24 protein-coding genes are annotated in these 23,434 nt (G+C 60.6%); 16 read left to right on the plus strand and 8 right to left on the minus strand.

All coding sequences use genetic code 11. The annotated features are described in order from the left end of the window. Window positions 1-145: 145 nt before the first annotated feature. On the minus strand, window positions 146-499 hold the full coding sequence (gene uraH / locus AACY44_RS12580; RefSeq protein WP_339416519.1) for a hydroxyisourate hydrolase: 354 nt from the start codon (window positions 497-499) through the stop codon (window positions 146-148). A 386-nt stretch (window positions 500-885) separates the two neighbouring features. Between uraH and puuE the strand changes: the two genes are divergently transcribed. The 8 genes from puuE to AACY44_RS12620 all read left to right on the plus strand — a co-directional run bounded on the left by puuE (window position 886) and on the right by AACY44_RS12620 (window position 8,048). Further along, the gene (puuE, locus tag AACY44_RS12585; RefSeq protein ID WP_339416521.1) at window positions 886-1,812 is read left to right on the plus strand and encodes an allantoinase PuuE; all 927 of its coding nucleotides are present in this window, start codon (window positions 886-888) and stop codon (window positions 1,810-1,812) included. After that, complete coding sequence (gene uraD, locus AACY44_RS12590; RefSeq protein WP_339416523.1) at window positions 1,809-2,324, plus strand: 2-oxo-4-hydroxy-4-carboxy-5-ureidoimidazoline decarboxylase; 516 nt, start codon at window positions 1,809-1,811, stop codon at window positions 2,322-2,324. Before puuE ends, uraD begins: the two co-directional genes overlap by 4 nt. A 41-nt stretch (window positions 2,325-2,365) precedes the next feature. After that, the gene (alc, locus tag AACY44_RS12595; RefSeq protein ID WP_339416525.1) at window positions 2,366-3,361 is read left to right on the plus strand and encodes an allantoicase; all 996 of its coding nucleotides are present in this window, start codon (window positions 2,366-2,368) and stop codon (window positions 3,359-3,361) included. Window positions 3,362-3,448: 87 nt separating this feature from the next. Continuing rightward, window positions 3,449-3,952, plus strand: a complete 504-nt coding sequence (locus AACY44_RS12600) for an ureidoglycolate lyase (RefSeq protein WP_065873378.1) — start codon at window positions 3,449-3,451, stop codon at window positions 3,950-3,952. Between the two features lie 51 nt (window positions 3,953-4,003). After that, complete coding sequence (locus AACY44_RS12605; RefSeq protein WP_339455461.1) at window positions 4,004-5,296, plus strand: urate hydroxylase PuuD; 1,293 nt, start codon at window positions 4,004-4,006, stop codon at window positions 5,294-5,296. A gap of 182 nt (window positions 5,297-5,478) precedes the next feature. Continuing rightward, the gene (locus AACY44_RS12610) at window positions 5,479-6,825 is read left to right on the plus strand and encodes a nucleobase:cation symporter-2 family protein (RefSeq protein ID WP_339416527.1); all 1,347 of its coding nucleotides are present in this window, start codon (window positions 5,479-5,481) and stop codon (window positions 6,823-6,825) included. A gap of 45 nt (window positions 6,826-6,870) precedes the next feature. Beyond that, complete coding sequence (locus AACY44_RS12615; RefSeq protein WP_339497029.1) at window positions 6,871-7,239, plus strand: hypothetical protein; 369 nt, start codon at window positions 6,871-6,873, stop codon at window positions 7,237-7,239. Between the two features lie 23 nt (window positions 7,240-7,262). Beyond that, window positions 7,263-8,048, plus strand: coding sequence for an outer membrane protein OmpK (locus tag AACY44_RS12620; protein WP_339438351.1), 786 nt, complete (start codon window positions 7,263-7,265; stop codon window positions 8,046-8,048). A 44-nt stretch (window positions 8,049-8,092) separates the two neighbouring features. Here AACY44_RS12620 and AACY44_RS12625 read toward each other — a convergent pair whose 3' ends face one another. Together AACY44_RS12625 and AACY44_RS12630 are read right to left on the minus strand one after the other, a co-directional pair. After that, window positions 8,093-9,241, minus strand: coding sequence for a patatin-like phospholipase family protein (locus AACY44_RS12625; RefSeq protein WP_339436288.1), 1,149 nt, complete (start codon window positions 9,239-9,241; stop codon window positions 8,093-8,095). Between the two features lie 33 nt (window positions 9,242-9,274). Further along, on the minus strand, window positions 9,275-10,207 hold the full coding sequence (locus AACY44_RS12630; RefSeq protein ID WP_339416533.1) for a lipid A biosynthesis lauroyl acyltransferase: 933 nt from the start codon (window positions 10,205-10,207) through the stop codon (window positions 9,275-9,277). Window positions 10,208-10,325: 118 nt separating this feature from the next. On the opposite strand from AACY44_RS12630, the gene minC reads away from it, so the two are divergent. From minC to AACY44_RS12670, 8 genes are all read left to right on the plus strand, one after another. Then, entirely contained in the window at window positions 10,326-11,063 is a 738-nt protein-coding gene (gene minC, locus AACY44_RS12635; protein WP_339436289.1) for a septum site-determining protein MinC, read from the plus strand. Between the two features lie 201 nt (window positions 11,064-11,264). After that, entirely contained in the window at window positions 11,265-12,077 is an 813-nt protein-coding gene (gene minD, locus AACY44_RS12640; RefSeq protein ID WP_339416537.1) for a septum site-determining protein MinD, read from the plus strand. A gap of 3 nt (window positions 12,078-12,080) precedes the next feature. After that, entirely contained in the window at window positions 12,081-12,335 is a 255-nt protein-coding gene (gene minE / locus AACY44_RS12645) for a cell division topological specificity factor MinE (RefSeq protein WP_003175252.1), read from the plus strand. Window positions 12,336-12,430: 95 nt separating this feature from the next. Then, window positions 12,431-13,066, plus strand: a complete 636-nt coding sequence (locus tag AACY44_RS12650; RefSeq protein ID WP_027603908.1) for an RluA family pseudouridine synthase — start codon at window positions 12,431-12,433, stop codon at window positions 13,064-13,066. 180 nt (window positions 13,067-13,246) lie between these two features. Next, window positions 13,247-14,536 carry a M18 family aminopeptidase gene (locus tag AACY44_RS12655; RefSeq protein ID WP_339468199.1) on the plus strand — a complete coding sequence of 430 codons (1,290 nt, stop codon included), beginning with the start codon at window positions 13,247-13,249 and terminating at the stop codon, window positions 14,534-14,536. Window positions 14,537-14,724: 188 nt separating this feature from the next. Beyond that, window positions 14,725-14,901 carry a hypothetical protein gene (locus tag AACY44_RS12660; RefSeq protein WP_339438354.1) on the plus strand — a complete coding sequence of 59 codons (177 nt, stop codon included), beginning with the start codon at window positions 14,725-14,727 and terminating at the stop codon, window positions 14,899-14,901. Window positions 14,902-14,973: 72 nt separating this feature from the next. Continuing rightward, complete coding sequence (locus tag AACY44_RS12665) at window positions 14,974-17,139, plus strand: mechanosensitive ion channel family protein (protein WP_339506336.1); 2,166 nt, start codon at window positions 14,974-14,976, stop codon at window positions 17,137-17,139. A 17-nt stretch (window positions 17,140-17,156) separates the two neighbouring features. Next, window positions 17,157-18,503 carry an amidohydrolase gene (locus tag AACY44_RS12670; protein ID WP_339427423.1) on the plus strand — a complete coding sequence of 449 codons (1,347 nt, stop codon included), beginning with the start codon at window positions 17,157-17,159 and terminating at the stop codon, window positions 18,501-18,503. A 112-nt stretch (window positions 18,504-18,615) separates the two neighbouring features. On the opposite strand, the gene AACY44_RS12675 is transcribed toward AACY44_RS12670, so the two are convergent. From AACY44_RS12675 to AACY44_RS12695, 5 genes are all read right to left on the minus strand, one after another. Beyond that, a complete protein-coding gene (locus AACY44_RS12675) occupies window positions 18,616-18,840 on the minus strand; it encodes an MbtH family protein (RefSeq protein ID WP_339416545.1) in 225 nt (74 codons plus the stop codon). Between the two features lie 82 nt (window positions 18,841-18,922). Beyond that, window positions 18,923-20,317 (minus strand): aspartate aminotransferase family protein, encoded by a 1,395-nt coding sequence (locus AACY44_RS12680; protein ID WP_339494777.1) that lies wholly within the window; start codon window positions 20,315-20,317, stop codon window positions 18,923-18,925. Between the two features lie 177 nt (window positions 20,318-20,494). Then, window positions 20,495-21,262, minus strand: coding sequence for an N-acetylmuramoyl-L-alanine amidase (locus AACY44_RS12685; RefSeq protein WP_339416549.1), 768 nt, complete (start codon window positions 21,260-21,262; stop codon window positions 20,495-20,497). Between the two features lie 124 nt (window positions 21,263-21,386). Then, window positions 21,387-22,715 carry an ATP-binding protein gene (locus tag AACY44_RS12690; protein ID WP_339436291.1) on the minus strand — a complete coding sequence of 443 codons (1,329 nt, stop codon included), beginning with the start codon at window positions 22,713-22,715 and terminating at the stop codon, window positions 21,387-21,389. Then, complete coding sequence (locus AACY44_RS12695) at window positions 22,712-23,392, minus strand: response regulator (RefSeq protein ID WP_339416552.1); 681 nt, start codon at window positions 23,390-23,392, stop codon at window positions 22,712-22,714. Before AACY44_RS12695 ends, AACY44_RS12690 begins: the two co-directional genes overlap by 4 nt. Between the last annotated feature and the right edge of the window lie 42 nt (window positions 23,393-23,434).

Raw genomic sequence — 23,434 nt, forward strand, 5'->3', positions numbered from 1 at the left:
TCTCGTGGAGGAAAACACCCAGCCTAAGCAACGCAGGCGGTCAGAACGCGCTAGATAATTGAGCCCACTGCAGGCAAAAAAAGCCCGCAGTGTGGGCGGGCGAAAAACCAACGAAGAGCTTTGGGGGTGTGAAGCGAGGTGACGCTCAGCTACCGCGGTAGGTGGAATAGCTGTAAGGCGAAATCAACAGTGGGACATGGTAGTGATCCTGTTCGGCGCTGATGCCAAAGCGCAACACCACCACATCGAGAAACGCCGGTTCAGGCAATTGCACGCCACGGGCACGGTAGTAATCACCGGCGCTGAATTGCAGCTGGTAGACACCGCTGCGGTAGTCGTCGCCTTGCAGCAATGGTGCTTCGCAGCGCCCGTCGCTGTTGGTCACGGCGGTAGCGACCCACTCAAGCTGAGTGCCTTCGACGCGATACAGTTCAACCTTGATCGCGCTGCCGGGGCAGCCGTGTGCGGCGTCCAAAATGTGTGTGGTCAAGCGTCCCATGGCGTCTACGCGCCTCCCGTGGTCAGTAGAAGAGTGATCCGCACTTTTTCAGGGCATCGAAAAAGCCGGCGATGGCTGATTAAGACACTTTTAAAAAAAATTGTACACAATAAAAATTATAACGCTTTGGATCAGCATGCTGCTGATGCTCGACAGACTGATCGATGAGTAATCCTTGCTTTTAAACAACCTTTTGTCCATTAGCTGACCAGTCAGGCAAGTTTCTTGCTACACCCTTTACACAGAGCTCTGCGGAAAAAATGCAGAAAAGCAGGCTTACAAAGTTGCCGATAAGTTGTATACAATCACTCATCGCTGTGACGCCACCCAGTCTTTTCACTGCCCGGCCGCCACATGAATGATCACGCACAAGAAGGAAGACTGCAGTGAGCGCTGACTACCCACGCGACCTGATCGGTTACGGCAGTAACCCTCCTCACCCCCACTGGCCGGGCAAGGCGCGCATCGCGTTGTCTTTCGTACTCAATTACGAAGAAGGCGGCGAGCGCAATATTTTGCACGGTGATAAAGAGTCTGAAGCCTTCCTGTCGGAAATGGTTTCGGCGCAGCCGCTGCAAGGCGCGCGCAACATGAGCATGGAGTCGCTGTACGAATACGGCAGCCGCGCCGGCGTTTGGCGCATCCTCAAGCTGTTTAAAGCATTCGATATTCCACTGACCGTCTTCGCCGTGGCCATGGCCGCCCAGCGTCACCCGGACGTGATCCGCGCGATGGTCGAGGCCGGTCACGAAATCTGCAGCCACGGCTACCGCTGGATCGACTACCAATACATGGACGAGGCCCAGGAGCGCGAGCACATGCTCGAAGCCATCCGCATCCTCACCGAACTCACCGGCGAGCGCCCATTGGGCTGGTACACCGGGCGCACCGGCCCGAATACCCGCCGGCTGGTGATGGAGGAAGGCGGTTTCCTGTATGACTGCGACACCTACGACGACGACCTGCCCTACTGGGAGCCTAACAACCCTACCGACAAGCCGCACTTGGTGATCCCCTACACCCTGGACACCAATGACATGCGCTTCACCCAGGTGCAGGGTTTCAACAAGGGCGATGACTTTTTCGAATACCTCAAGGACGCCTTCGACGTGCTCTACGCCGAAGGGGACGAGGCGCCGAAGATGCTTTCCATCGGCCTGCATTGCCGCCTGATCGGCCGCCCTGCGCGCCTGGCTTCGTTGAAGCGGTTTCTCGAGTACGCCAAAGGTCACGAACACGTGTGGTTCACCCGTCGCGTGGACATTGCCCGTCACTGGCACGAAACCCACCCGTACACGGGAGCAGCGAAATGACCGCGTTCCAAACCCTTAAGCCGTCGACCCTGAGCCGCGATGAATTCGTCGCCGCCTTCGCCGACATCTACGAACATTCGCCATGGGTAGCCGAGAAGGCCTTCGACCTGGGCCAGGACGCTTCGATCGACGAGATCGAAACCCTGCACCAGCGCATGAGCGATATCCTGTTGAGCGCCGATCATGCCAGTCAACTGGCCCTGATCAACGCTCACCCGGACCTGGCCGGCAAAGCCGCCGTCCAGGGCCAACTGACCCAAGCCAGCACCGATGAACAAGCCGGCGCGGGTATTCACCAATGCACGGCCGAAGAGTTCTCACGCTTCACCGAGCTGAACGACACCTACAAGGCCACGTTCAAGTTTCCCTTCATCATGGCGGTAAAAGGCAGCAACCGGCATCAGATCCTGGCCGCGTTCGAAACACGCATCCACAATTCGGCAGACGCCGAGTTCAACTGCGCACTGGCCGAGATCAACAAGATCGCGTTGTTCCGATTACTGACCCTCTAAACGACCATCCCCAGCCACTCTATCTAAGGCAGACAAGAAGAATGAAAGCTTACGCCGTACCTTTCGAGAAGTTCGTCAACCTGGCCGACGCCCGTCTGGGCACCAAGATCCTTTCGGTGACCGATGACTGGTTCGCTGACGCCAACCGTCTGTTCCAGCCGACGCCGGCCGTGTGGAAGGAGGGCGTTTTCGATGACAACGGCAAGTGGATGGACGGCTGGGAGTCACGCCGCAAGCGCTTCGAAGGCTACGACAGTGCGGTCATTCGCCTGGGCGTACCTGGCTCGATCAAGGGCGTGGACATCGACACCTCATTCTTCACCGGCAACTACCCGCCGTCGGCGTCGCTGGAAGCCTGCTTCCTGGCCTCGGGCGACCCGGACGAAAACACCCAGTGGGTGGAAGTGCTGTCGGCCGTCGAGCTGCAAGGCAACAGCCACCACTACCACGAGATCAACAACGACCAGGCCTACAGCCACCTGCGCTTCAACATCTACCCGGATGGCGGCGTGGCGCGTCTACGTGTGTACGGCATTCCATTCCGCGACTGGTCCTCGGTCGGCGACAACGAACAAGTCGACCTGGCCTCGGCGCTCAACGGAGGTCGCGCGCTGGCGTGCTCCGATGAACACTTCGGCCGCATGAGCAACATCCTCAACCCAGGCCGTGGCATCAACATGGGCGACGGCTGGGAAACCGCACGTCGTCGTACACCGGGCAATGACTGGGTGATCGTCGCCCTGGGCCACCCAGGCGCGATCGAGAAGATCATCGTCGACACCCTGCACTTCAAGGGCAACTACCCGGACACCTGCTCGATCCAGGGCGCGTTCGTGAAGGGCGGCACCGACAGCCAGATCGAAACCCAGTCACTGTTCTGGCGCGAACTGCTGCCGGCGCAGAAGCTGGAAATGCACGCCGAACACACCTTCGCCGAGCAGATCAAGGCACTGGGGCCGATTACCCACATCCGCCTGAATGTGTTCCCGGATGGTGGTGTGAGTCGCTTGCGCGTGCTCGGTAAAGTTTCGAAGTAAACGCTGAAACCTGCAGTGAGCGGGCTTGCCCCGCTCACTACAAAAGCAAGCAGAACCAACAACACAGCATTCGGATAAGAGACAGCCATGCGCACACTGATGATCGAACCCCTGACCAAAGAAGCCTTCGCCCCTTTCGGAGACGTTATCGAAACCGATGGCAGCGATCACTTCATGATCAACAACGGGTCGACCATGCGCTTTCACAAGCTGGCGACGGTCGAAACCGCACAGCCTGAGGACAACGCGATCATCAGCATCTTCCGCGCCGACGCGCAGGACATGCCGCTGACCGTGTGCATGCTGGAACGACACCCGCTGGGCAGCCAGGCGTTCATACCGCTGCTCGGCAACCCTTTTCTGATCGTGGTCGCGCCACTTGGCGATGCACCTGTATCAGGTTTGGTCCGCGCCTTCGTCACCAACGGCAGGCAGGGCATTAATTACCATCGCGGCGTCTGGCACCACCCGGTGCTGACGATCGAAAAGCGGGATGACTTCCTGGTGGTTGATCGCAGTGGCACAGGCAATAACTGCGATGAGCATTTTTTTGAAGAGGATGAGCGGTTGATCCTCGCCCCCCACCAATAAGAGAAGGCCGGATCACCCGACAACAAGGGTGACAGGCGAGAGGTAAAGACTGTGGAAGCACATCTGTTGGAATGGCTGAACCTGAGCGTGCGCTGGGTTCATATGATCACTGGCGTCGCGTGGATCGGCGCTTCTTTCTACTTCGTCTGGCTGGAAAACAACCTCAACCGCGTCAACCCCAAGAACGGCCTGGCCGGTGACTTGTGGGCGATCCATGGTGGCGGTATCTACCACTTGGAAAAATACAAACTGGCCCCACCGACCATGCCGGACAATCTGCACTGGTTCAAATGGGAAGCCTATTTCACCTGGATGTCGGGCGTCGCGCTGCTGTGCGTGGTGTTCTACCTCAACCCGACGCTGTACCTGCTCGCCCCCGGCAGCACGCTCAGCGGCACCGAAGGCGTATTGCTGGGCCTTGGCTCACTGTTCGCCGGCTGGTTCATCTACTCCTTCCTCTGCGACTCGGCCCTAGGCAAACGCCCTGCCCTGCTTGGTTTTATCCTGTTTGTGCTGTTGATTGCGGCAGCCTATGGCTTCAGCAAGGTGTTCAGCGGGCGCGGTGCGTACCTGCACGTTGGCGCGATAATCGGCACCATCATGGTCGGTAACGTGTTCCGCATCATCATGCCGGCGCAACGCGCGCTGGTGGCGGCTATCGCGCAAAACCGCACGCCGGATCCGGCACTGCCCGCCAAAGGGTTGCTGCGTTCGCGTCACAACAACTACTTCACCTTGCCAGTGCTGTTCATCATGATCAGCAACCACTTCCCGAGCACCTACGGCAGCCAATACAACTGGCTGGTCCTGGCGGGCATCGCGGTGGCGGCGGTGTTGGTGCGGCACTACTTCAACACCCGGCATAACAGCCAGAAGTACGCGTGGACCTTGCCGGTGGGTGCGTTGGCGATGATTTGCCTGGCGTATGTGACCGGTCCCAAGCCCGTCGCCGAAGTGGTCAAGGCACCGGCGGCCATTGAGTACCAGCCGCTGCCGGAAACGGCATTAGGTGGCGGCTTGAAGCCCGCCGTGCCCGCCGCGCCTGCTGCTCCGGCTGCTGAGCCCGCGCCCGCCCAGGCCACCACGGATTTTGGCCAGGTTCACCATGTGATCGAACAGCGCTGCACCGTGTGCCATTCGGCCAAGCCCACCAGCCCGCTGTTCAGCACTGCTCCGGCCGGGGTGATGTTTGATACACCGGCGCAGATCCAGCAGCAGGCTGCGCGTATTCAAGCGCAAGCCGTGGCGAGCCAGATCATGCCCCTGGGCAACATCACCCAGATGACCCAGCAGGAGCGGGATTTGATTGGTACCTGGATCAACCAGGGGGCGCGTACCAATTAGCTCACTGATTCACACAGCTCCAAATGCGGGAGCGGGCTTGCTCGCGAAGGCGCCGGATCAGTCAGCACATTCAGCGACTGACACACCGTATTCGCGAGCAAGCCCGCTCCCACAGGGGATTAGTGATGATGTAGAGATTGCGTTTCACACAACACAAAAATAAAAAAGATCCGAGGTGTTGCATGACCGAGTTAGTCGAACCGCAGATTCCTGCCGTGCCCGCGATGGTGCGGCTGCCCCTCTTGCAACTGATTCTGGTAGGCCTGCAACACGTCTTGCTGATGTACGGCGGCGCCGTCGCCGTGCCCCTGATCATTGGCCAGGCCGCCGGTTTGAGCCGTGAAGACATCGCTTTCCTGATTAACGCCGACCTGCTGGTAGCCGGCATTGCCACGCTGGTGCAGTCGTTCGGTATCGGCCCGGTGGGCATCCGCATGCCGGTGATGATGGGCGCCAGTTTCGCCGCCGTCGGCAGCATGGTCGCCATGGCCGGCATGCCCGGTATCGGCTTGCAGGGTATCTTCGGCGCGACCATCGCCGCCGGGTTCTTCGGTATGTTGATCGCGCCGTTCATGTCCAAGATCGTGCGCTTTTTCCCGCCCTTGGTGACCGGCACCGTGATCACCGCGATTGGCCTCTCACTCTTTCCGGTCGCCGTGAACTGGGCCGGTGGCGGCAGTGGCGCTGCAACATTTGGTTCGCCGATCTACCTGGCGATTGCTGCGCTGGTACTGGGCACCATCTTGTTGATCAACCGCTTCATGTGCGGTTTCTGGGTGAACATTTCGGTACTGGTCGGCATGGGCCTGGGTTACGCCTTGTGCGGCCTGCTTGGCATGGTCGACCTCAGCGGCCTGGCCCAGGCACCGTGGGTGCAAGTGGTGACACCGCTGCACTTCGGCATGCCTACGTTCGAGTTGGCGCCTATCCTGTCGATGTGCTTGGTGGTGGTGATCATCTTTGTTGAATCCACCGGGATGTTCCTCGCGCTGGGCAAGATCACCGGCCAGGACGTCACGCCGAAGATGCTGCGCCGTGGTTTGTTGTGCGATGCCGGCGCGTCGTTCTTTGCCGGGTTCTTCAACACGTTCACCCACTCTTCGTTCGCACAAAACATCGGCCTGGTGCAGATGACCGGCGTGCGTTGCCGCTCGGTGACGATCATGGCCGGGGCCTTCCTTATTGTGCTCAGCCTGCTGCCCAAAGCCGCTTACCTGGTGGCGTCGATTCCTGCGGCGGTGCTGGGTGGTGCGGCGATTGCCATGTTCGGCATGGTCGCGGCCACCGGGATCAAAATCCTGCAGGACGCCGATATCGCCGACCGTCGCAACCAACTGCTGGTGGCGGTGAGTATCGGCATGGGCCTTATCCCGGTGGTGCGCCCGGAATTCTTCGCGCAACTACCGCTGTGGATGAGCCCGATTACCCACAGTGGCATCGCCATGGCCACCCTCAGCGCGCTGTCGCTGAATATCCTGTTCAACATCCTCGGCGGGTCTGAACGACCTGCCGTCGCCCCTACCCATTGATTCCTTCGTTCTTACAAAAACAATAACGAAACTGGGAACCACGACATGCACGCCATTCACCCGGGGCCGGCCACAAGCCGTGCCCCATTCTCGCCCCACGCGCTCTGTTACAGCGCACTTGAGCCCAGGCATAAGAGCCAGTATTCTCCGCGCCCGCTCGAATCGACTCAAAAAAAAACAGCGACTGTAAAAGCTGACTGCAAGGCCAACTTATCCCGGCCTTATGTCTTCGGCCTGCGTGCGCAAAAGTCCCCTGAATTCGACTGCATCCCCTGCAGCCGACGCGGATTTTTTGGCTTTTTAAACACCTTGGCGCAGCTCTTGCTAAATGCACTAAAGCTGACCGAACAGACGATTTTTGCAGCTGACCAAAAGGCGCCACACCAGAGCGCCTGCGTAGAAGAAACACCATAAAACTTTAACTCGGGAGCAACCGAATGAAACCTATGTTCAAAGGCCTGATGCTGGCGGGATCCCTGCTGGCCGGTGGCCAAGCCGTGGCCGGTGACCTGTTGCAGTGGCAGAACAACAGCCTGACTTACTTGTGGGGCAAGCGCTTCACCGTCAACCCGCAGGTCCAGCAAACCGTCACGTTCGAACATGCCGATGCCTGGAAGTACGGCGACAACTTCTTCTTCCTCGACCGCATCTTTTATAACGGCAAGGAAGATGGCAACGTCGGCCCGAATACTTATTACGGCGAGTTCAGCCCGCGTTTGTCGTTTGGCAAGATTCTCGACAAGGACCTGTCCTTTGGTCCGATCAAGGATGTATTGCTGGCGATGACTTACGAGTTTGGTGAAGGCGATAATGAATCGTACCTGGTCGGTCCTGGCTTCGATTTGAACATCCCCGGTTTCGACTACTTCCAGCTGAACTTCTACCAGCGCCAGACCGAAGGCAATCGCCCAGGCGATGGCGTTTGGCAGATCACGCCGGTCTGGTCGTACACCATTCCGGTGGGCAACTCCGACGTGTTGATCGACGGCTTCATGGACTGGGTCGTGGACAACGACAAGAATGCCCGTGGCACTTACCACGCCAACCTGCACTTCAACCCACAGGTCAAATATGACTTGGGCAAGGCACTGCACTGGGGCGACAAGCAGTTGTATGTCGGTTTTGAATACGACTACTGGAAGAACAAGTACGGGATTGAAGATTCGGGTGCGTTCAAGACGACGCAGGATACGGCGAGCTTCTTGGTCAAGTATCACTTCTGATCGTTAACCGCATAACCTATGTGGGAGCAAGCCCGCTCCCACATTCAGACCGGGGGCAACCCGAGGAACCGGGTGATTTCCTCACGCTTGGCCAACGCATCCCGCCGCCCCAGTTCAATCAACTCGCTGCAATACCCCGCCTCGAACAGCAAGTAACTCAACACCCCTGCCCCGCTGGTCTTGGTCGCCCCCGGCCCACGTAAAAACAAGCGCAACGCCGCCGGCAATTCCTGGCGATGCCGCGCGGCGATCTCATCAATGGGCTGGCTGGGCGCAATCACCAGCACTTCAACCGGCGCCAGGCCCTGAGCCGCGCTGTCGGCCGGCTGGAAATGGCTGAACTGATTCAAGCGCTCCAGCAATTCGATATCGCTTTCCAGGCTGTCAATGAACGTGCTGTTGAGCATGTGCCCGCCGATCTGCGCCAGGGTCGGCTCCTGGCCGGTGTAGGTGCGTTGCACGGCCGGTTCATTGCCACGCGGGTTGCCGCTGACCCCGACTACCAGCACGCGATTGGCGCCCAAATGCAGGGCCGGGCTGATGGGCGCCGATTGCCGCACTGCACCGTCGCCAAAGAACTCGTGGTCGAGTTTGACCGGCGCAAACAGCAAAGGGATCGCCGAACTGGCCAGCAGGTGTTCAACGGTCAACTGAGTGGGCATGCCGATACGGCGATGGCGCAACCAGGCGTCGATGGTGCCGCCGCCTTGATAAAAGGTCACCGCTTGCCCGGACTCATAACCAAAGGCCGTCACGGCTACCGCGTGCAGATGTTTATGCTGGATGGCCTCGTCGATGCCGTCCAGGTTCAAGCGCTCTTGCAACAGGTCGCGTAACGGTGAGCTGTTGAGCAAGGCCACCGGCACCCGGGCCCCAAGGCCCAGCAGACTGTGGATAAAGAAGCGGCTCGCTTGGCGAATCACCCCCGGCCAATCACTGCGCAACACCAGGTGGCTACGAAAGCCCTGCCAGAAGGCGGTAAGACGTTGGATCGCGGCCCTGAAGTCCATGGCGCCGCTGGCCAGGCTCACCGCATTGATCGCGCCGGCCGAGGTGCCGACGATCACCGGAAAAGGATTCGGCGCCCCCGGCGGCAACAACTCTGCAATCGCCGCCAGCACCCCCACCTGATAAGCCGCTCGCGCCCCGCCGCCGGAAAGAATCAAGCCTGTAACCGGTTCAGTTGGGCGCATTGCGTCACTCCATGTGGGGAAAAAACAGTCTTATCAGCGGCGTTTTTCGTACAGCTTGGGTTCACCCGGTGGCCGGCTCTTGAAGCGGCGATGGGTCCACAAGTATTGCTCAGGGCATTCACGCACCGAGGCTTCGACCCACTGGTTGATACGCAGGCAGTCGACTTCATCGCTTTCGCCAGGGAAGTCAGTCAGCGGCGGGTGGATCACCAGGCGGTAACCGCTGCCATCGACGAGGCGCTCTTGAGTGAACGGCACGACCAACGCCTTGCCCAGCTTGGCGAACTTACTGGTGGCGGGCACGGTGGCAGCCTGGATGCCGAACAGCGGCACAAAGATGCTTTGCTTCGCGCCGTAGTCCTGGTCCGGTGCGTACCAGATGGCGCGGCCAGCGCGCAGCAGCTTAAGCATACCGCGCACGTCTTCACGCTCCACGGCCAGGGAATCGAGGTTATGACGTTCACGGCCACGGCGCTGGATGTAGTCGAACAACGGGTTGCCGTGCTCGCGGTACATGCCATCAATGGTGTGCTTCTGGCCAAGCAGCGCCGCGCCGATTTCCAGGGTGGTGAAATGCAGGGCCATGAGGATCACGCCCTTGCCATCCAGTTGGGCCTGCTTGAGGTGTTCCAGGCCTTCGACATGGGCCAGGCGCGCTAAGCGCTGGCGCGACCACCACCAACTCATCGCCATCTCAAAGAAGGCGATGCCGGTGGAGGCAAAGTTTTCCTTGAGCAAATGTTTACGCTCTTTAGCGGATTTTTCCGGGAAGCACAGTTCCAGGTTTCGCGCGGCGATACGGCGACGCTCGCCCGCCACGCGGTACATGCCAGCACCCAGCAGGCGACCAATGGTCAGCAGCGCGCGGTATGGCAGTTGGGTAATCAGCCACAGCAGGCCGAGCCCCAGCCATAACAGCCAAAAGCGCGGGTGAAAAAAAACAGCTCGAAAACGCGGGCGATCCATTACAGATTCCGGTAAAGACAAGGGCCGCGCATTCTACAACGGTTCGACTCGGCTTGCGGCGGGTGAGTGTTCTCGTTATAAGTCTCGACACTTTTCGTGACAAGCCGCTTTGCCGACCATGAGCCAAACCGAACCGCTAGACCAAGATCCCGTGTTCCAGCTGAAAGGCAGCATGCTCGCCATCACCGTGCTGGAACTCGCCCGTAACGACCTCGAGGCCCTGGACCGCCAGCTGGCCGCCAAGGTCGCCCTGGCGCCGAATTTTTTCAACAACGCCCCGCTGGTGCTGGCGCTGGACAAACTGCCCGCCGGCCAAGGCAGTATCGATCTGCCCGGCCTGATGCGCGTCTGTCGCTCCCATGGCCTGCGCACGTTGGCGATTCGCGCCAGCCGCATTGAAGACATTGCTGCGGCTATCGCCATTGAACTGCCAGTACTGCCACCGTCCGGCGCGCGCGAGCGACCGCTTGAACCATTGGTCGGTGAAGAGAAGAAAAAACCGGAAAAACCACCGGAGCCGACGATCAAGCCGACAAAGATCATCACCTCGCCCGTACGTGGCGGGCAGCAGATTTACGCCCAGGGAGGTGACCTTGTAGTGATCTCCTCGGTCAGCCCGGGGGCGGAACTTCTTGCCGATGGCAACATCCATGTATACGGCCCGATGCGCGGACGTGCCCTCGCCGGCATCAAGGGCGATACCAAGGCGCGTATTTTTTGCCAGCTGTTGACCGCAGAGCTTGTGTCAATCGCAGGCCAGTACAAGGTTTCAGAAGATTTGCGCCGTGATCCACTGTGGGGAGCTTCGGTGCAGATCAACCTGTCGGGCGATGTGTTGAACATCATCCGTCTTTAACGGATACTGCCGCATTTTCCAAGCATCTCTAGACTCTGATAGCACAGCGAAACCGGCAATACTTGCGTAGGAATAATTGGAAGTTGGCGTTTCCCCAGCGGAAACCACATCTTTTTCCTGCAAAGGCTGTCCGCCTGCGGCGAGTTCCAAGAGATGTTTTTCAGGGACCGAAAAGTCCTTTTTCCTTAGGGGTGAAACACCTTGGCCAAGATTCTCGTGGTTACATCCGGCAAGGGTGGTGTGGGTAAGACCACCACCAGCGCCGCTATCGGTACCGGCCTCGCCTTGCGCGGCCACAAGACAGTTATCGTCGACTTCGACGTCGGTTTGCGTAACCTCGACCTGATCATGGGCTGCGAACGCCGCGTGGTGTATGACTTTGTCAACGTGGTCAACGGCGAAGCCAACCTGCAACAGGCCCTGATCAAGGACAAGCGCCTTGAGAACCTGTACGTATTGGCCGCCAGCCAGACTCGCGACAAAGAAGCGCTGACTAAAGAAGGCGTAGGCAAAGTCCTTGCCGAGCTGAAGGAAACCTTCGAATACGTGGTCTGCGACTCGCCGGCCGGTATCGAAACCGGCGCTCACCTGGCGATGTACTTCGCGGATGAGGCCATCGTGGTGACCAACCCGGAAGTCTCCTCGGTACGTGACTCGGACCGCATGCTCGGCCTGCTGGCCAGCAAGTCCCAGCGCGCCGAAAAAGGCGAAGACCCGATCAAGGAACACTTGCTGCTCACCCGTTACAACCCTGAGCGCGTCAGCAACGGCGAAATGCTCGGTGTTGAAGACGTGAAGGACATCCTCGCAGTGACCCTGCTGGGTGTAATTCCAGAATCCCAGGCAGTCCTGAAGGCTTCCAACCAAGGTGTTCCGGTGATTCTTGACGACCAGAGCGACGCTGGCCAGGCGTACAGTGATGCCGTCGATCGCTTGCTGGGCAAGACCGTGGAACACCGCTTCCTCGATGTGAAGAAGAAGGGATTCTTCGAGCGTATCTTTGGAGGCAACTAAACAATGAAATTTCTCGACTTCTTTCGCGCCAACAAAAAGCCAAGTACCGCGTCGGTAGCGAAAGAGCGTCTACAGATCATCGTGGCGCACGAACGCGGCCAACGCAGCACGCCGGATTATCTGCCAGCCTTGCAGAAGGAACTGGTCGAGGTAATCCGCAAGTACGTCAATATCGGCAACGATGACGTGCATGTCGCCCTGGAAAATGACGGCAGCTGCTCAATTCTGGAACTCAATATCACCCTGCCTGATCGTTAATCGAAAAGGCGGCCGCCACGGCGGCTCGTTCACCCTGATCCCTTTTAAGGGTCGGGTGGGCGAGCCGCCGTTGGCGTTTGTTGCGAGGCTGTTTAATGCCGTTGTCTACTATCCACATCCTCCATCAGGACGACGCTGTCCTGGTGGTGAACAAGCCAACCCTGCTGCTCTCGGTGCCTGGCCGTGCCGATGACAACAAGGACTGCCTGATCACCCGCCTGCAGGAAAACGGCTACCCCGAAGCCCGCATCGTCCATCGACTGGACTGGGAAACCTCGGGGATCATTCTGCTGGCACGGGACGCCGATACCCACCGCGAACTGTCCCGCCAGTTTCACGACCGCGAAACCGAAAAGGCCTACACCGCACTGGCCTGGGGCCAACCGGAACTGGACAGCGGCAGCATCGACCTGCCCCTGCGCTACGACCCGCCGACCAAGCCGCGCCATGTGGTCGACCACGAGTTTGGCAAGCATGCATTGACCTTCTGGAAAGTGCTGGAACGTTGCGGCGATTGGTGCCGCGTCGAGCTGACGCCGATTACCGGGCGTTCGCACCAGTTGCGTGTGCACATGCTGTCGATTGGTCACCCGTTGCTCGGTGATGGTCTTTATGCCCACGAACAAGCCTTGGCTGCCTGGCCGCGCCTGTGCCTGCACGCGAGCATGCTGAGCTTCACGCATCCGCAAAGCGGCGAGCGTCTGCGCTTCGAGTGCCCCGCGCCGTTTTAGACTGCAAACCCAATCACATGTGCGGGCTTGCTCGCGAAAGCGGTAGGCCAGTCAACCTCAATATTTGCTGGGCCGACGTCTTCGCGAGCAAGCCCGCTCTCACATTCAGATCTGCATCAGTTCTCGCCACCGAGTTAAACCAATACGGTAAACTCCGCGCACTGCTGTCTGGAGCTACTTATGCGCGAAGCGTTGAATCAAGGCCTGATCGACTTCCTCAAGGCCTCCCCTACTCCTTTTCATGCCACTGCCGCCCTGGCCCAGCGCCTGGAAGCGGCCGGTTTCCAGCGTCTCGACGAGCGCGAGACCTGGACCACCGAAGCTAACGGGCGCTATTACGTGACCCGCAACGATTCCTCGATCATTGCCTTCAAGCTTGGCCGCCATTCGCCGCTACAGGGCGGTATTCGCCTGGTCGGCGCCCACACCGACAGCCCGTGCCTGCGCGTCAAGCCACAGCCGGAGCTGCAACGCCAGGGTTTCTGGCAGTTGGGTGTGGAAGTCTATGGTGGTGCACTGCTGGCGCCGTGGTTCGACCGTGATCTGTCCCTGGCTGGCCGCGTGACCTTCCGCCGCGACGGCAAGGTCGAAAGCCAGTTGATCGATTTCAAGCTGCCCATCGCCATCATCCCCAACCTGGCCATTCACCTGAACCGTGAAGCCAACCAAGGTTGGGCGATCAATGCCCAGACCGAGCTGCCGCCGATCCTCGCGCAATTTGCCGGTGACGAGCGCGTGGACTTCCGTGCCGTGCTCACTGAGCAACTGGCACGGGAACACGGGCTGAACGCCGACGTAGTGCTGGATTACGAGTTGAGCTTCTACGACACCCAAAGTGCCGCCGTGATTGGCCTGAACGGTGACTTCATCGCCGGCGCGCGCCTCGACAACCTGCTGTCGTGCTACGCCGGCCTGCAAGCCTTGCTCACCAGCGAGACCGATGAAACCTGCGTGCTGGTGTGCAACGACCACGAAGAAGTCGGCTCCTGCTCGGCCTGCGGCGCGGATGGCCCGATGCTGGAACAGACCCTGCGTCGCCTGCTGCCAGAAGGTGATGAATTCGTACGCACCATTCAGAAATCTCTGTTGGTGTCTGCGGACAACGCCCACGGCGTGCACCCAAACTACGCCGAGAAGCACGACGCCAATCACGGCCCCAAGCTCAACGCGGGCCCAGTGATCAAGGTCAACAGCAACCAGCGCTACGCCACCAACAGCGAAACCGCGGGGTTCTTCCGTCACCTGTGCATGGCACAGGAAGTGCCGGTGCAGAGCTTTGTGGTGCGCAGCGACATGGGTTGCGGCTCCACCATCGGCCCGATCACCGCCAGCCACCTGGGCGTGCGCACCGTGGACATCGGCCTGCCGACGTTTGCCATGCATTCAATTCGTGAGCTGTGCGGCAGCCATGACCTGGCGCATTTGGTGAAGGTATTGGGTGCGTTTTACGCGAGTCGTGATTTGCCCTGATACCGAGGCGTGCCCATCGCAGGCAAGCCAGCCCACACTTGAAGGTATTCGCAAATCAAGTGTGGGAACTGGCTTACCTACGATGGCGACTTCAAACACTCCCAACGCTATCTGACACGCATCAACCCAACTTCCCATAATCCGACCTAGACTTGTCAGTGTTTCCACTCCGACAAGGCCGTCGCACCATGATCTCCATGTCCTCTTTCCACGCCATGCTTATCCCGATTCTGATCGGCATGATGATGCTGGCCGTGGGCTTCAATTTTCGCGAAAAACCCCTCGGCGTGTTTGGTATGTGGGTCGGCATGCTGCTGATCCTGGGCACCGTGGTGTACAAGATCCTCGCCAAACTGGCCGAATGACAAATGCACTCGCATCTGGCATAGCGGCCTCGTACACTCGGGTTTACTCGTCGTTTTCAAGGTTGACCGCTCGTGCTTTCCCGTCTGTTTGCCCTGCCCTGCTTTTGCCTGATCGCCCTGCTCACGCTGCTGCCGCTCGCACCTGCCCACGCCGTGGGCTTGCCCGGCCTGCTGGGCAGCACCAACAAAGCCCAACCCCAGGCCGAAGTCCCCCTGGGCCAGTCGTTGGACGAGGTGATCAAAACACTCGAAAACGACCAGCAGCGCACCCAACTGCTCAGCGACCTGAAGAAGCTGCGCGCCGCTACGCAAAAAGCCCAACCCGCAGCCGAGCAAGGCGTGCTGGGTTTGATCGGCGGCACCCTGACAAACCTGGAAACACAGTTCTACGGCGCCGACAGCCCACTGGGGCGTTGGTCCAACGAAGTCGACCAGGCCAAGGATGAACTCGGTGCGCTGATCATGCCGGCCAATGAATGGCTGCCGATCATTTTCGGGTTCGCCGTGATCCTGGCCGTGTGGAGCCTGCTCGCCGCTGCGCTGATCTGGCTCAGCCACCGCGTACGCGAGCGCTTCGGCCTGCCCGAAGAGCTGCCGCAACACCCGCGTACCTGGGACATGGTGCGATTCGCCCTACGCAAATTGGGGCCATGGCTGATCGCCTTGATCATCACGGTTTACCTGAGCTACGCACTGCCTTCGTCACTGGGTAAATCCTTGGCGATGGTGCTGGCCTATGCGCTGGTGGTAGGCACCTGTTTCTCGGCGATCTGCGTGATTGCCTTCTCTGTACTGGACGGCCCGCACCGTCACCGCGCGCTGTATATCCTGCGCCACCAGGCTTTCCGACCGCTGTGGTTAATCGGCAGTTTCGCCGCCTTTGGCGAAGCCTTGAATGACCCCAGGCTGGTCACAGCGCTCGGCCAGCACCTGGCACACACGGCGGCGACCATCGCCAACGTGATGGCGGCACTGTCCACGGGTGTCTTTATCCTGCGTTTCCGCCGGCCGATCGCGCACTTGATCCGTAACCAACCCCTCTCGCGCCGGCTGACCCGCCGCGCGCTCAGCGACACCATCGAGATCGTCGGCACCTTCTGGTACATCCCGGCCTTGCTGCTGGTGGGGATCTCGCTGTTCGCCACCTTCGTCTCTGCCGGCGATACCAGCACGGCATTGCGCCAGTCGCTGCTGTGCACCGTTTTGTTGGTGTTGTGCATGGTGATCAATGGCCTTGTTCGCCGCCATGCGCTTAAGCCGCAACGCGGGCACAAACGCCATGCGTTGTACTCCGAGCGGCTGAAGAGCTTCGTCTATACCCTGGCCCACCTGGTGGTCTGGCTGGTGTTTATCGAACTGGGCCTGCGGGTCTGGGGCCTGTCGCTGATTCGCTTTACCGAAGGCGACGGGCATGAAATCAGCGTCAAGCTGTTCGGCCTCGGCGGCACGCTGCTGTTTGCCTGGCTGATCTGGATCCTCAGCGACACCGCGATCCACCACGCGCTCACCCGCTCGCGCAAAGGCCTGGCCAATGCCCGCGCGCAGACGATGATGCCGTTGATCCGCAACGTGCTGTTTGTGACCATCTTTATCATCGCTGCCATTGTTGCACTGGCGAACATGGGCATGAACGTCACGCCGTTGCTGGCCGGTGCCGGTGTGATCGGCCTGGCCATTGGCTTTGGTGCACAATCGCTGGTGGCAGACTTGATCACCGGCCTGTTCATCATCATCGAAGACTCCCTGGCCATCGATGACTATGTAGATGTCGGTGGCCACCTCGGTACGGTGGAAGGCCTGACCATCCGCACCGTGCGCCTGCGCGATATCGACGGCATTGTGCACACCATCCCGTTCAGCGAGATCAAGAGCATCAAGAACTACTCGAGGGAGTTCGGCTACGCGATCTTCCGCGTGGCGATCCCCTACAACATGGAAGTCGACGACGCGATCAAGCTGATGCGCGATGTCGGCCAGAAAATGCGCAACGACCCACTGCAGCGCCGCAACATCTGGTCGCCGCTGGAGATTCAGGGCGTGGAGAGCTTCGAGTCGGGCAGTGCGATTCTACGTGCGCGCTTCAAGACGGCGCCGATCAAGCAGTGGGAAGTGTCGCGGGCGTTCAACCTGTCGCTCAAGCGTCATCTGGATGAAGCCGGGCTGGACCTGGCGACGCCGCGCTTGAGTGTGCAGGTGGTCACCGCCGGCACTGTGAAGGAGAAAGCGCTACAACAATAAACTCAGGAGAGGTCCTTATGCGTTTAACCGGTCTGACACACCCGTGGGTCTTCGGCATGCTTTGCGGGGTCGCCAGCAGTGCGGTGATTGCCGCCAGCAGCGGCCAGGACAGGGCCCGGGAGGAAATCGCCGCGCAGGCAAAAATCCTTGAGCCGGCGCTGCTGGAAACCCGCCGCGACATTCACGCCCACCCTGAATTGGGCAATACCGAAACCCGCACGGCCGAGCGGGTCGCCAAGCAGCTGCGCGACCTCGGCCTCGAGGTGAAAACCGGCGTAGCACGCACCGGCGTTGTTGCCGTGCTCAAAGGTGCCCTGCCCGGCCCGACCGTCGCCCTGCGCGCCGACATGGACGCGCTGCCCGTCAAGGAGGTCGCCGACCTGCCCTTCGCCTCGAAAGCCAAGGGCACCTACCTGGGCAAGGAAGTCGACGTGATGCACGCCTGCGGCCACGACGCCCACGTCGCCATTCTGCTGAGCACTGCGAAGATCCTGACCGGCATGCGCGAGCGCCTTCCCGGCACTGTGGTGTTCTACTTCCAACCGGCCGAGGAAGGCCCGAGTGATTTCATCCCCGACGGCAAAAACACCTGGGGCGCCAAAATGATGGTGCAGGAAGGCGTGATGAAGGCGCCCAAGCCGGACGCGGTGTTTGGCCTGCATGTGTGGGCAGGCGTGCCCGCCGGCCGGATTACGTACCGCCCGGGACCGACCCTGGCAAGCTCCGATGACTTGCGCATCAAAATCCTCGGCAAGCAAACCCACGCGGGTCGCCCTTGGGATGGCATCGACCCGATTACCGTGGGTGCGCAGACCATTGTCGGCCTGCAAACCGTGGTCAGCCGCCGCACCGACATCTCGTCGTTTCCGTCGGTGGTGAGCATTGGCACCATCAATGGCGGCACGCGCTATAACATCATTCCTGAGTCGGTAGACATGACCGGGACCATTCGCTCCTACGACTACGGCATCCGTCAGAAGCTGCACGCGGACGTGCGCCAGACCGTGGAAAAAATCGCCGAAAGCGGCGGTGCCAAGGCCGAGGTCACCATCATCGAGAAGTACGACCCCACCCTCAACAACCCGGCACTGACCGAGAAAATGCTGCCAAGCCTGCGCTGGGCGGCCCAGGATGACGTGGTGCTGGGGCCTTTGGTGGGCGGCGCGGAAGACTTCTCGTTTTATGCCAAGGAGGCGCCGGGGCTGTTTGTGTTCCTGGGGGTGACGCCGCGGGATCAGGACATGAGCAAGGCTGCGCCGAACCACAATCCGGGGTTCTTTGTGGATGAGTCGGCGTTGGTGGTGGGGGTGAGGACGTTGGCGTCGTTGGCGACGGATTACTTGTACGCCAACCAGGCACTCTAGGGCTTTTTTGTGGGGCCGGGCGTGCTCGCGAATGCGCTGGAACAGTCACACTATAGTTGACTGACACTGCGCATTCGCGAGCACGCTCGCTCCCACATTGGGTCACGGTGTATCAGTTGGTCAGCGTGGCACCCTCCATTTTCTGACGCAGGCTCAGCGGGCGCATGTCGGTCCAGACTTCTTCGATGTAGGCCAGGCACTCTTTCTTCATGCCGCTCTTACCTACCGTCCGCCAGCCTTCCGGCACGGCTTTGTAGTCGGGCCAGATGGAGTACTGTTCTTCATGGTTGACCACTACCTGAAACAGGATGTCGTCGCGGTCAAATACTGAGGTCATTGCTGTTCTCCATCGCTAAAAGGCTGGCTGCGCACTGCGCGCAGCACTGATATCTATAGAAACGTATCAAGTTGCAAAAAAATTAGAGGCTGGCGACCGCCGCCGCCAACGCGCGACCGAAGATATCCGCCACCCGATCAACTTCCGCGGCAGTGATCACCAGCGGCGGCAGGAAACGCACGACGCTGCCGTGTCGACCGCCCAGTTCCAGGATCAGCCCGCGCTTGAGGCATTCGCGCTGCACCAGCGGCGCCAGTTGGCGATGCACGGGTGGATGGCCTTGGATATCCAGTGCGCCATTCGGCTCAACCAGTTCCACGCCGAGCATCAGCCCGCGACCGCGAATATCCCCCAGGTGCGGGAAGTCGCGCTGCAGGATGCGCAGGTGTTCGCCCAGGCGCTCGCCCATAGCCGCTGCGTGGCTGGCCACGTCGTGGTCCTTGAGGTAGCGCATCACCGCCGATCCCGCCGCCATCGCCAGCTGATTGCCCCGGAACGTACCGGCATGCGCGCCCGGCAGCCAGGTGTCGAGCCAGTCGCGATAGACCACCACCGCCAGCGGCAGGCTGCCGCCGATGGCCTTGGACATCACCACCACATCCGGGATGATGCCGGCGTGCTCGAAGGCGAACATCCTGCCGGTGCGACCGAAACCGCTCTGGATTTCATCCACGATCAACGCCACACCCGCTTGCTCGGTGATGCGACGCAGGCCGCGCAGCCAGTCCAGATCAGCCGGAATCACCCCGCCCTCGCCTTGCACCACCTCGACAATCACCGCCGCTGGCAGCAACACACCAGCCTCTGGGTCATTCAGCAGGTTTTCCAGGTAATGCAGGTTGACCCGCACGCCTTCCGCGCCACCCAGGCCGAACGGGCAACGGTAGTCGTAGGGGTACGGTAGAAATTGCACGCCGTTGCCCAGCAAGGCGCCCAAAGGTTTCTTCGGCCCCAGGCTGCCCATCAGGCTCAAGGCGCCCTGGCTCATGCCGTGGTAACCGCCCTGGAAGGACAACACAGTGCTGCGACCGGTGGCGGTGCGCACCAGTTTCAACGCGGCTTCCACGGCATCGGTGCCGGTAGGGCCACAGAACTGGATCTTCGCTTCCCGCGCCAGCGCTGGCGGCAACAGGCCGAACAAGTCCTGCACGAACTGGTCTTTGACCGGCGTCGTCAGGTCCAGTGTGTGCAGCGGCAGCTCATCGGCCAGCACTCGCTGGATAGCTTCGATCACCACCGGGTGGTTGTGCCCCAGCGCCAGGGTCCCTGCGCCCGCCAGGCAATCGATGAAACTGCGGCCTTCCACGTCTTCCACGTAAATGCCCTTGGCGCGTTTGAGCGCCAGGGGAATGCGCCGTGGGTAGCTGCGGGCGTTGGACTCCTGCTGACGCTGGCGGGCGAGCAGCGGGGTTTCGTCGAACTGGTAGAGCGTTTCATGTACCTGGGCGTCTTCGATACGGCTGGTAGCGACTGACATTTCTCGATCCCTCAATACGCTGATGGTGGTGACCAAACTGCCGATCCGCTGGCGTCTGGCCCCGAGGGAGCGTGCGAACGGATTTACTGTTCTGGAAACGCACCAGCGCCGACGGGATTTAGGGCCGGCGATCGTTAACTGATGTATGAAAAACCAAATATGGGAGCGCGCTCGGAATCAGAGCCCGCGGTATTTTTCATTCAGCGCATACAAAATCGCGCAGGTCTCGCCATCCAGAAACCCACAACAATCCCGCGCCCTGAAGTGCATCTGAAACGCCCGCGTCCGCTGTTGAAACCCCTGCCGGTTTTTCGCAGGTGCGTACCCGAATCGCTGAAATGCCCGCTCCACCTCGGCTTCCCGTGGCAATCCGGCACAAAAGCGGCGCTGATACATCGCCCGCGTCGCTTCATCAAACCAGGCCCCCAGCCCCGCTTCATGCAGGCGCTGCCACGGCAGCCGGGGCCCTGGGTCACTCTTGCGCGCGTACGCCACGTCCGAATGCCCGAGGATGTCCGTGGGCCCAACCTGTGGGTAACGCCCGAGAATGTCGCGCACTAACGCAATCAACATCTCAATTTGTTCCTCACCGTACTCAGGGAACGTGAACACGCCGCCGTCATCGCGCGCCAGGTTGACGATCTCGATGCCAATCGAGCGGCTATTGAGGTTGTCGCGTCCTGCCCAATGGCTGGCCCCGGCATGCCAGGCGCGCTTGTCTTCCTCCACCAAGCGCAAGACACGCAACTCTTCATAGCCAGCCGCGCGGTAGCTGGGATCGTTTGGGTCGGGCAGCAGATAGTGCGCACTCACCCCATCCTGGGTGAGGGTGCGCAGGGAGGAGCCAAAAGGCGCCGCGGTGTAATGCAGGATGACCTGCCCCACAGGCTCGCCGTTGCGTTCGTTAAAGCCCGTAGCAGGAAAACTGGTATCGATGACCAACATAAGAACCGTCCTTTTCAATAAAGGCTGAGTCGTTCAGCCCGTTCAAGCGCAAAAAAATTACCGCCATCCTGAAGACTTGAGCGTCAGGAGGGCGGTAACTATTTGGCACGTGAAAGAAAAGTGGTCAGCGCCGCAGCGGCATGCCCAGGTCGACGCGCAGGCCATCCGGTTGGCTGTCGAATTTCAAGGAACAGGAACACCGCTGCACAATGGCTTGCACGATCGCCAGCCCCAAGCCGCAGCCTTCGCTGCTGCCATTGCGCCAGAAGCGTTGGGTCAGGTATTGCAGGTCATCGGCGCAAATCTGCGTGCCGTGGTCACGCACGCGGAACACCACGTTGTCGGTGTCGGTGTCGGTGAATACACTGAGTTCCACCCGCGTATCCGCCGGCGTGTGACGCAAGGCGTTGTCCAGCAGATTGCGCAGGGCTGCGACTGCCAGGCCCACGGGCATTTCCACCGGGGTGGCGCAAAGGTTGTCCGGCAGGATCAGGTCAATGCGCGAATTGTCGCCGGCATTCGCATCCTGGATCGCCAGGCGTGCCACTTCTTCGGCGCTGGACTGCAGCCCATCGTCGAATGACAGGCTGCCTTCCACGCGCGCCAGCAACAGCAACTGCTCCAGGGTGCGATGCAAACGGTCGGCGCCCGCCTCGGCATGGGCCAGGGACTGATCGCGGGCCGCGCCGTCGGTCATGCGCGCCACTTGCAGGTGGGTCTTGATCGCCGTCAATGGGCTGCGCAGTTCGTGGGCGGCGTCACCAGTGAGGCGGCGTTCGCGCTCGATGGTCTTGGCGATACGCTGCAACAGTTGATTCTGCGTGTCGAGCAGCGGTTTGAGTTCGCTGGGCAATGGGTGGATCTGCAGCGGCTCGAGAGAGTCGGCGCTGCGCCGCATCAAGGCGTCACGCATGCGGTTGAGCGGCAGCAGGCTCTGGCCGATGCCCAGCCACAACAAGCACAGGCAGCCGAGCATCGCCACACCCACCGGCACCGAAGCGGCCAGCAGGATCGACAGGTTCAGCGCCTCACGTTCCACTTGGCGGTCGGCGGTGGTGATCAACAGGTCGCCACGGGACAGGGTAAAACTGCGCCAGTTGACGCCCTCGATCAGTTGGTCACGAAAACCACTCTGGCGCGATTCCAGCCCTTCATCCGGCGTGGCGTGGCTACGCGCCAGTACTTCACCGCGCAAGGAGCTGACCTGGCACGCCATGCCCCCCGGAACATTCAGTTGCGCCCCATGGAAATGCGCGTCGCCACCCACACTGGCGAGGCCCGGCATCTGCTCGGTCAGCCCCGCCACCATGCGCGCCGACGCCACCAGGCGTTGGTCGAGGGAGAACATCATCTGGTTGCGCAGATCACTGAGCATCCAGGCCGCCGCCAGGGCCCAGATCAGCACAAAAGCGGCGCCCAGCTTGAACGTCAGTCGCAGGCGCAGGCTTTTCACGACGCGTCCTCGCCCCCGTCAGCCGAGCCCAGGCGATAGCCGAGGCCGCGCACGGTCTCGACAATGCCATTGCCCAATTTTCGCCGCAGGTGGTGGATGTGCACGTTGAGCGCGTTGCTTTCCAGCTCATCGCTGAAGCCGTAGACGCTGTCCTTGAGTTGCTCGCTGGAAAGCACACGGCCTTTGTTATGCAGCAGGGCTTGCAGCAGCGCCTGTTCACGGCGTGACAGGTCCACTGGCTGGCCGCCCAGGAAAGTTTCGCGGCTGCTCGGATCGTAGGCCAGGCGACCGTGCTCAATCAGGTTGACGCTGCGCCCCGCCATCCGCCGCAGCAGAGTCTGCAGGCGCGCGGCAAGTTCGCGCAGGTCGAAGGGCTTGAGCAGGTAGTCGTCGGCGCCGGCTTGGAGGCCGTCGACGCGGTTGGTCACCGAGTCCCGTGCGGTCAGGATCAGTACCGGGATTTCCAGGCCCTGGCTGCGTAGTTGTTGCAGCAGCTTGAGGCCATCTTCGTCCGGCAGGCCGAGGTCGAGCACCATGATGTCGAATGTCGCCGCCTTGAGCATGGCGCGCGCCGCGCCAGCCGAGGCCACGCGCTCGACGGTAAAACCCTGGGCGGTCAGGCCGGCCACGATGCCGCTGGCGATCAGTTCGTCGTCTTCACAGACCAGTACGTGCATGGTGAACCCTTCATGAAAGATGGGGGGATTAGAAGTCCAGCG

This window comes from Pseudomonas sp. RA_15y_Pfl1_P11 (assembly GCF_963970975.1).
Classification (GTDB): domain Bacteria; phylum Pseudomonadota; class Gammaproteobacteria; order Pseudomonadales; family Pseudomonadaceae; genus Aquipseudomonas; species Aquipseudomonas tritici.

Excerpts from the sequence above, each read along its gene's own strand:
- uraH (WP_339416519.1), bottom strand. The coding sequence starts at position 499 with ATGGGACGCTTGACCACACACATTTTGGACGCCGCACACGGCTGCCCC.
- uraD (WP_339416523.1), top strand. The coding sequence starts at position 1,809 with ATGACCGCGTTCCAAACCCTTAAGCCGTCGACCCTGAGCCGCGATGAA.
- alc (WP_339416525.1), top strand. The coding sequence starts at position 2,366 with ATGAAAGCTTACGCCGTACCTTTCGAGAAGTTCGTCAACCTGGCCGAC.
- AACY44_RS12600 (WP_065873378.1), top strand. The coding sequence starts at position 3,449 with ATGCGCACACTGATGATCGAACCCCTGACCAAAGAAGCCTTCGCCCCT.
- AACY44_RS12610 (WP_339416527.1), top strand. The coding sequence starts at position 5,479 with ATGACCGAGTTAGTCGAACCGCAGATTCCTGCCGTGCCCGCGATGGTG.
- AACY44_RS12615 (WP_339497029.1), top strand. The coding sequence starts at position 6,871 with ATGCACGCCATTCACCCGGGGCCGGCCACAAGCCGTGCCCCATTCTCG.
- AACY44_RS12620 (WP_339438351.1), top strand. The coding sequence starts at position 7,263 with ATGAAACCTATGTTCAAAGGCCTGATGCTGGCGGGATCCCTGCTGGCC.
- AACY44_RS12625 (WP_339436288.1), bottom strand. The coding sequence starts at position 9,241 with ATGCGCCCAACTGAACCGGTTACAGGCTTGATTCTTTCCGGCGGCGGG.
- AACY44_RS12630 (WP_339416533.1), bottom strand. The coding sequence starts at position 10,207 with ATGGATCGCCCGCGTTTTCGAGCTGTTTTTTTTCACCCGCGCTTTTGG.
- minC (WP_339436289.1), top strand. The coding sequence starts at position 10,326 with ATGAGCCAAACCGAACCGCTAGACCAAGATCCCGTGTTCCAGCTGAAA.
- minE (WP_003175252.1), top strand. The coding sequence starts at position 12,081 with ATGAAATTTCTCGACTTCTTTCGCGCCAACAAAAAGCCAAGTACCGCG.
- AACY44_RS12650 (WP_027603908.1), top strand. The coding sequence starts at position 12,431 with ATGCCGTTGTCTACTATCCACATCCTCCATCAGGACGACGCTGTCCTG.
- AACY44_RS12655 (WP_339468199.1), top strand. The coding sequence starts at position 13,247 with ATGCGCGAAGCGTTGAATCAAGGCCTGATCGACTTCCTCAAGGCCTCC.
- AACY44_RS12660 (WP_339438354.1), top strand. The coding sequence starts at position 14,725 with ATGATCTCCATGTCCTCTTTCCACGCCATGCTTATCCCGATTCTGATC.
- AACY44_RS12670 (WP_339427423.1), top strand. The coding sequence starts at position 17,157 with ATGCGTTTAACCGGTCTGACACACCCGTGGGTCTTCGGCATGCTTTGC.
- AACY44_RS12675 (WP_339416545.1), bottom strand. The coding sequence starts at position 18,840 with ATGACCTCAGTATTTGACCGCGACGACATCCTGTTTCAGGTAGTGGTC.
- AACY44_RS12680 (WP_339494777.1), bottom strand. The coding sequence starts at position 20,317 with ATGTCAGTCGCTACCAGCCGTATCGAAGACGCCCAGGTACATGAAACG.
- AACY44_RS12685 (WP_339416549.1), bottom strand. The coding sequence starts at position 21,262 with ATGTTGGTCATCGATACCAGTTTTCCTGCTACGGGCTTTAACGAACGC.
- AACY44_RS12695 (WP_339416552.1), bottom strand. The coding sequence starts at position 23,392 with ATGCACGTACTGGTCTGTGAAGACGACGAACTGATCGCCAGCGGCATC.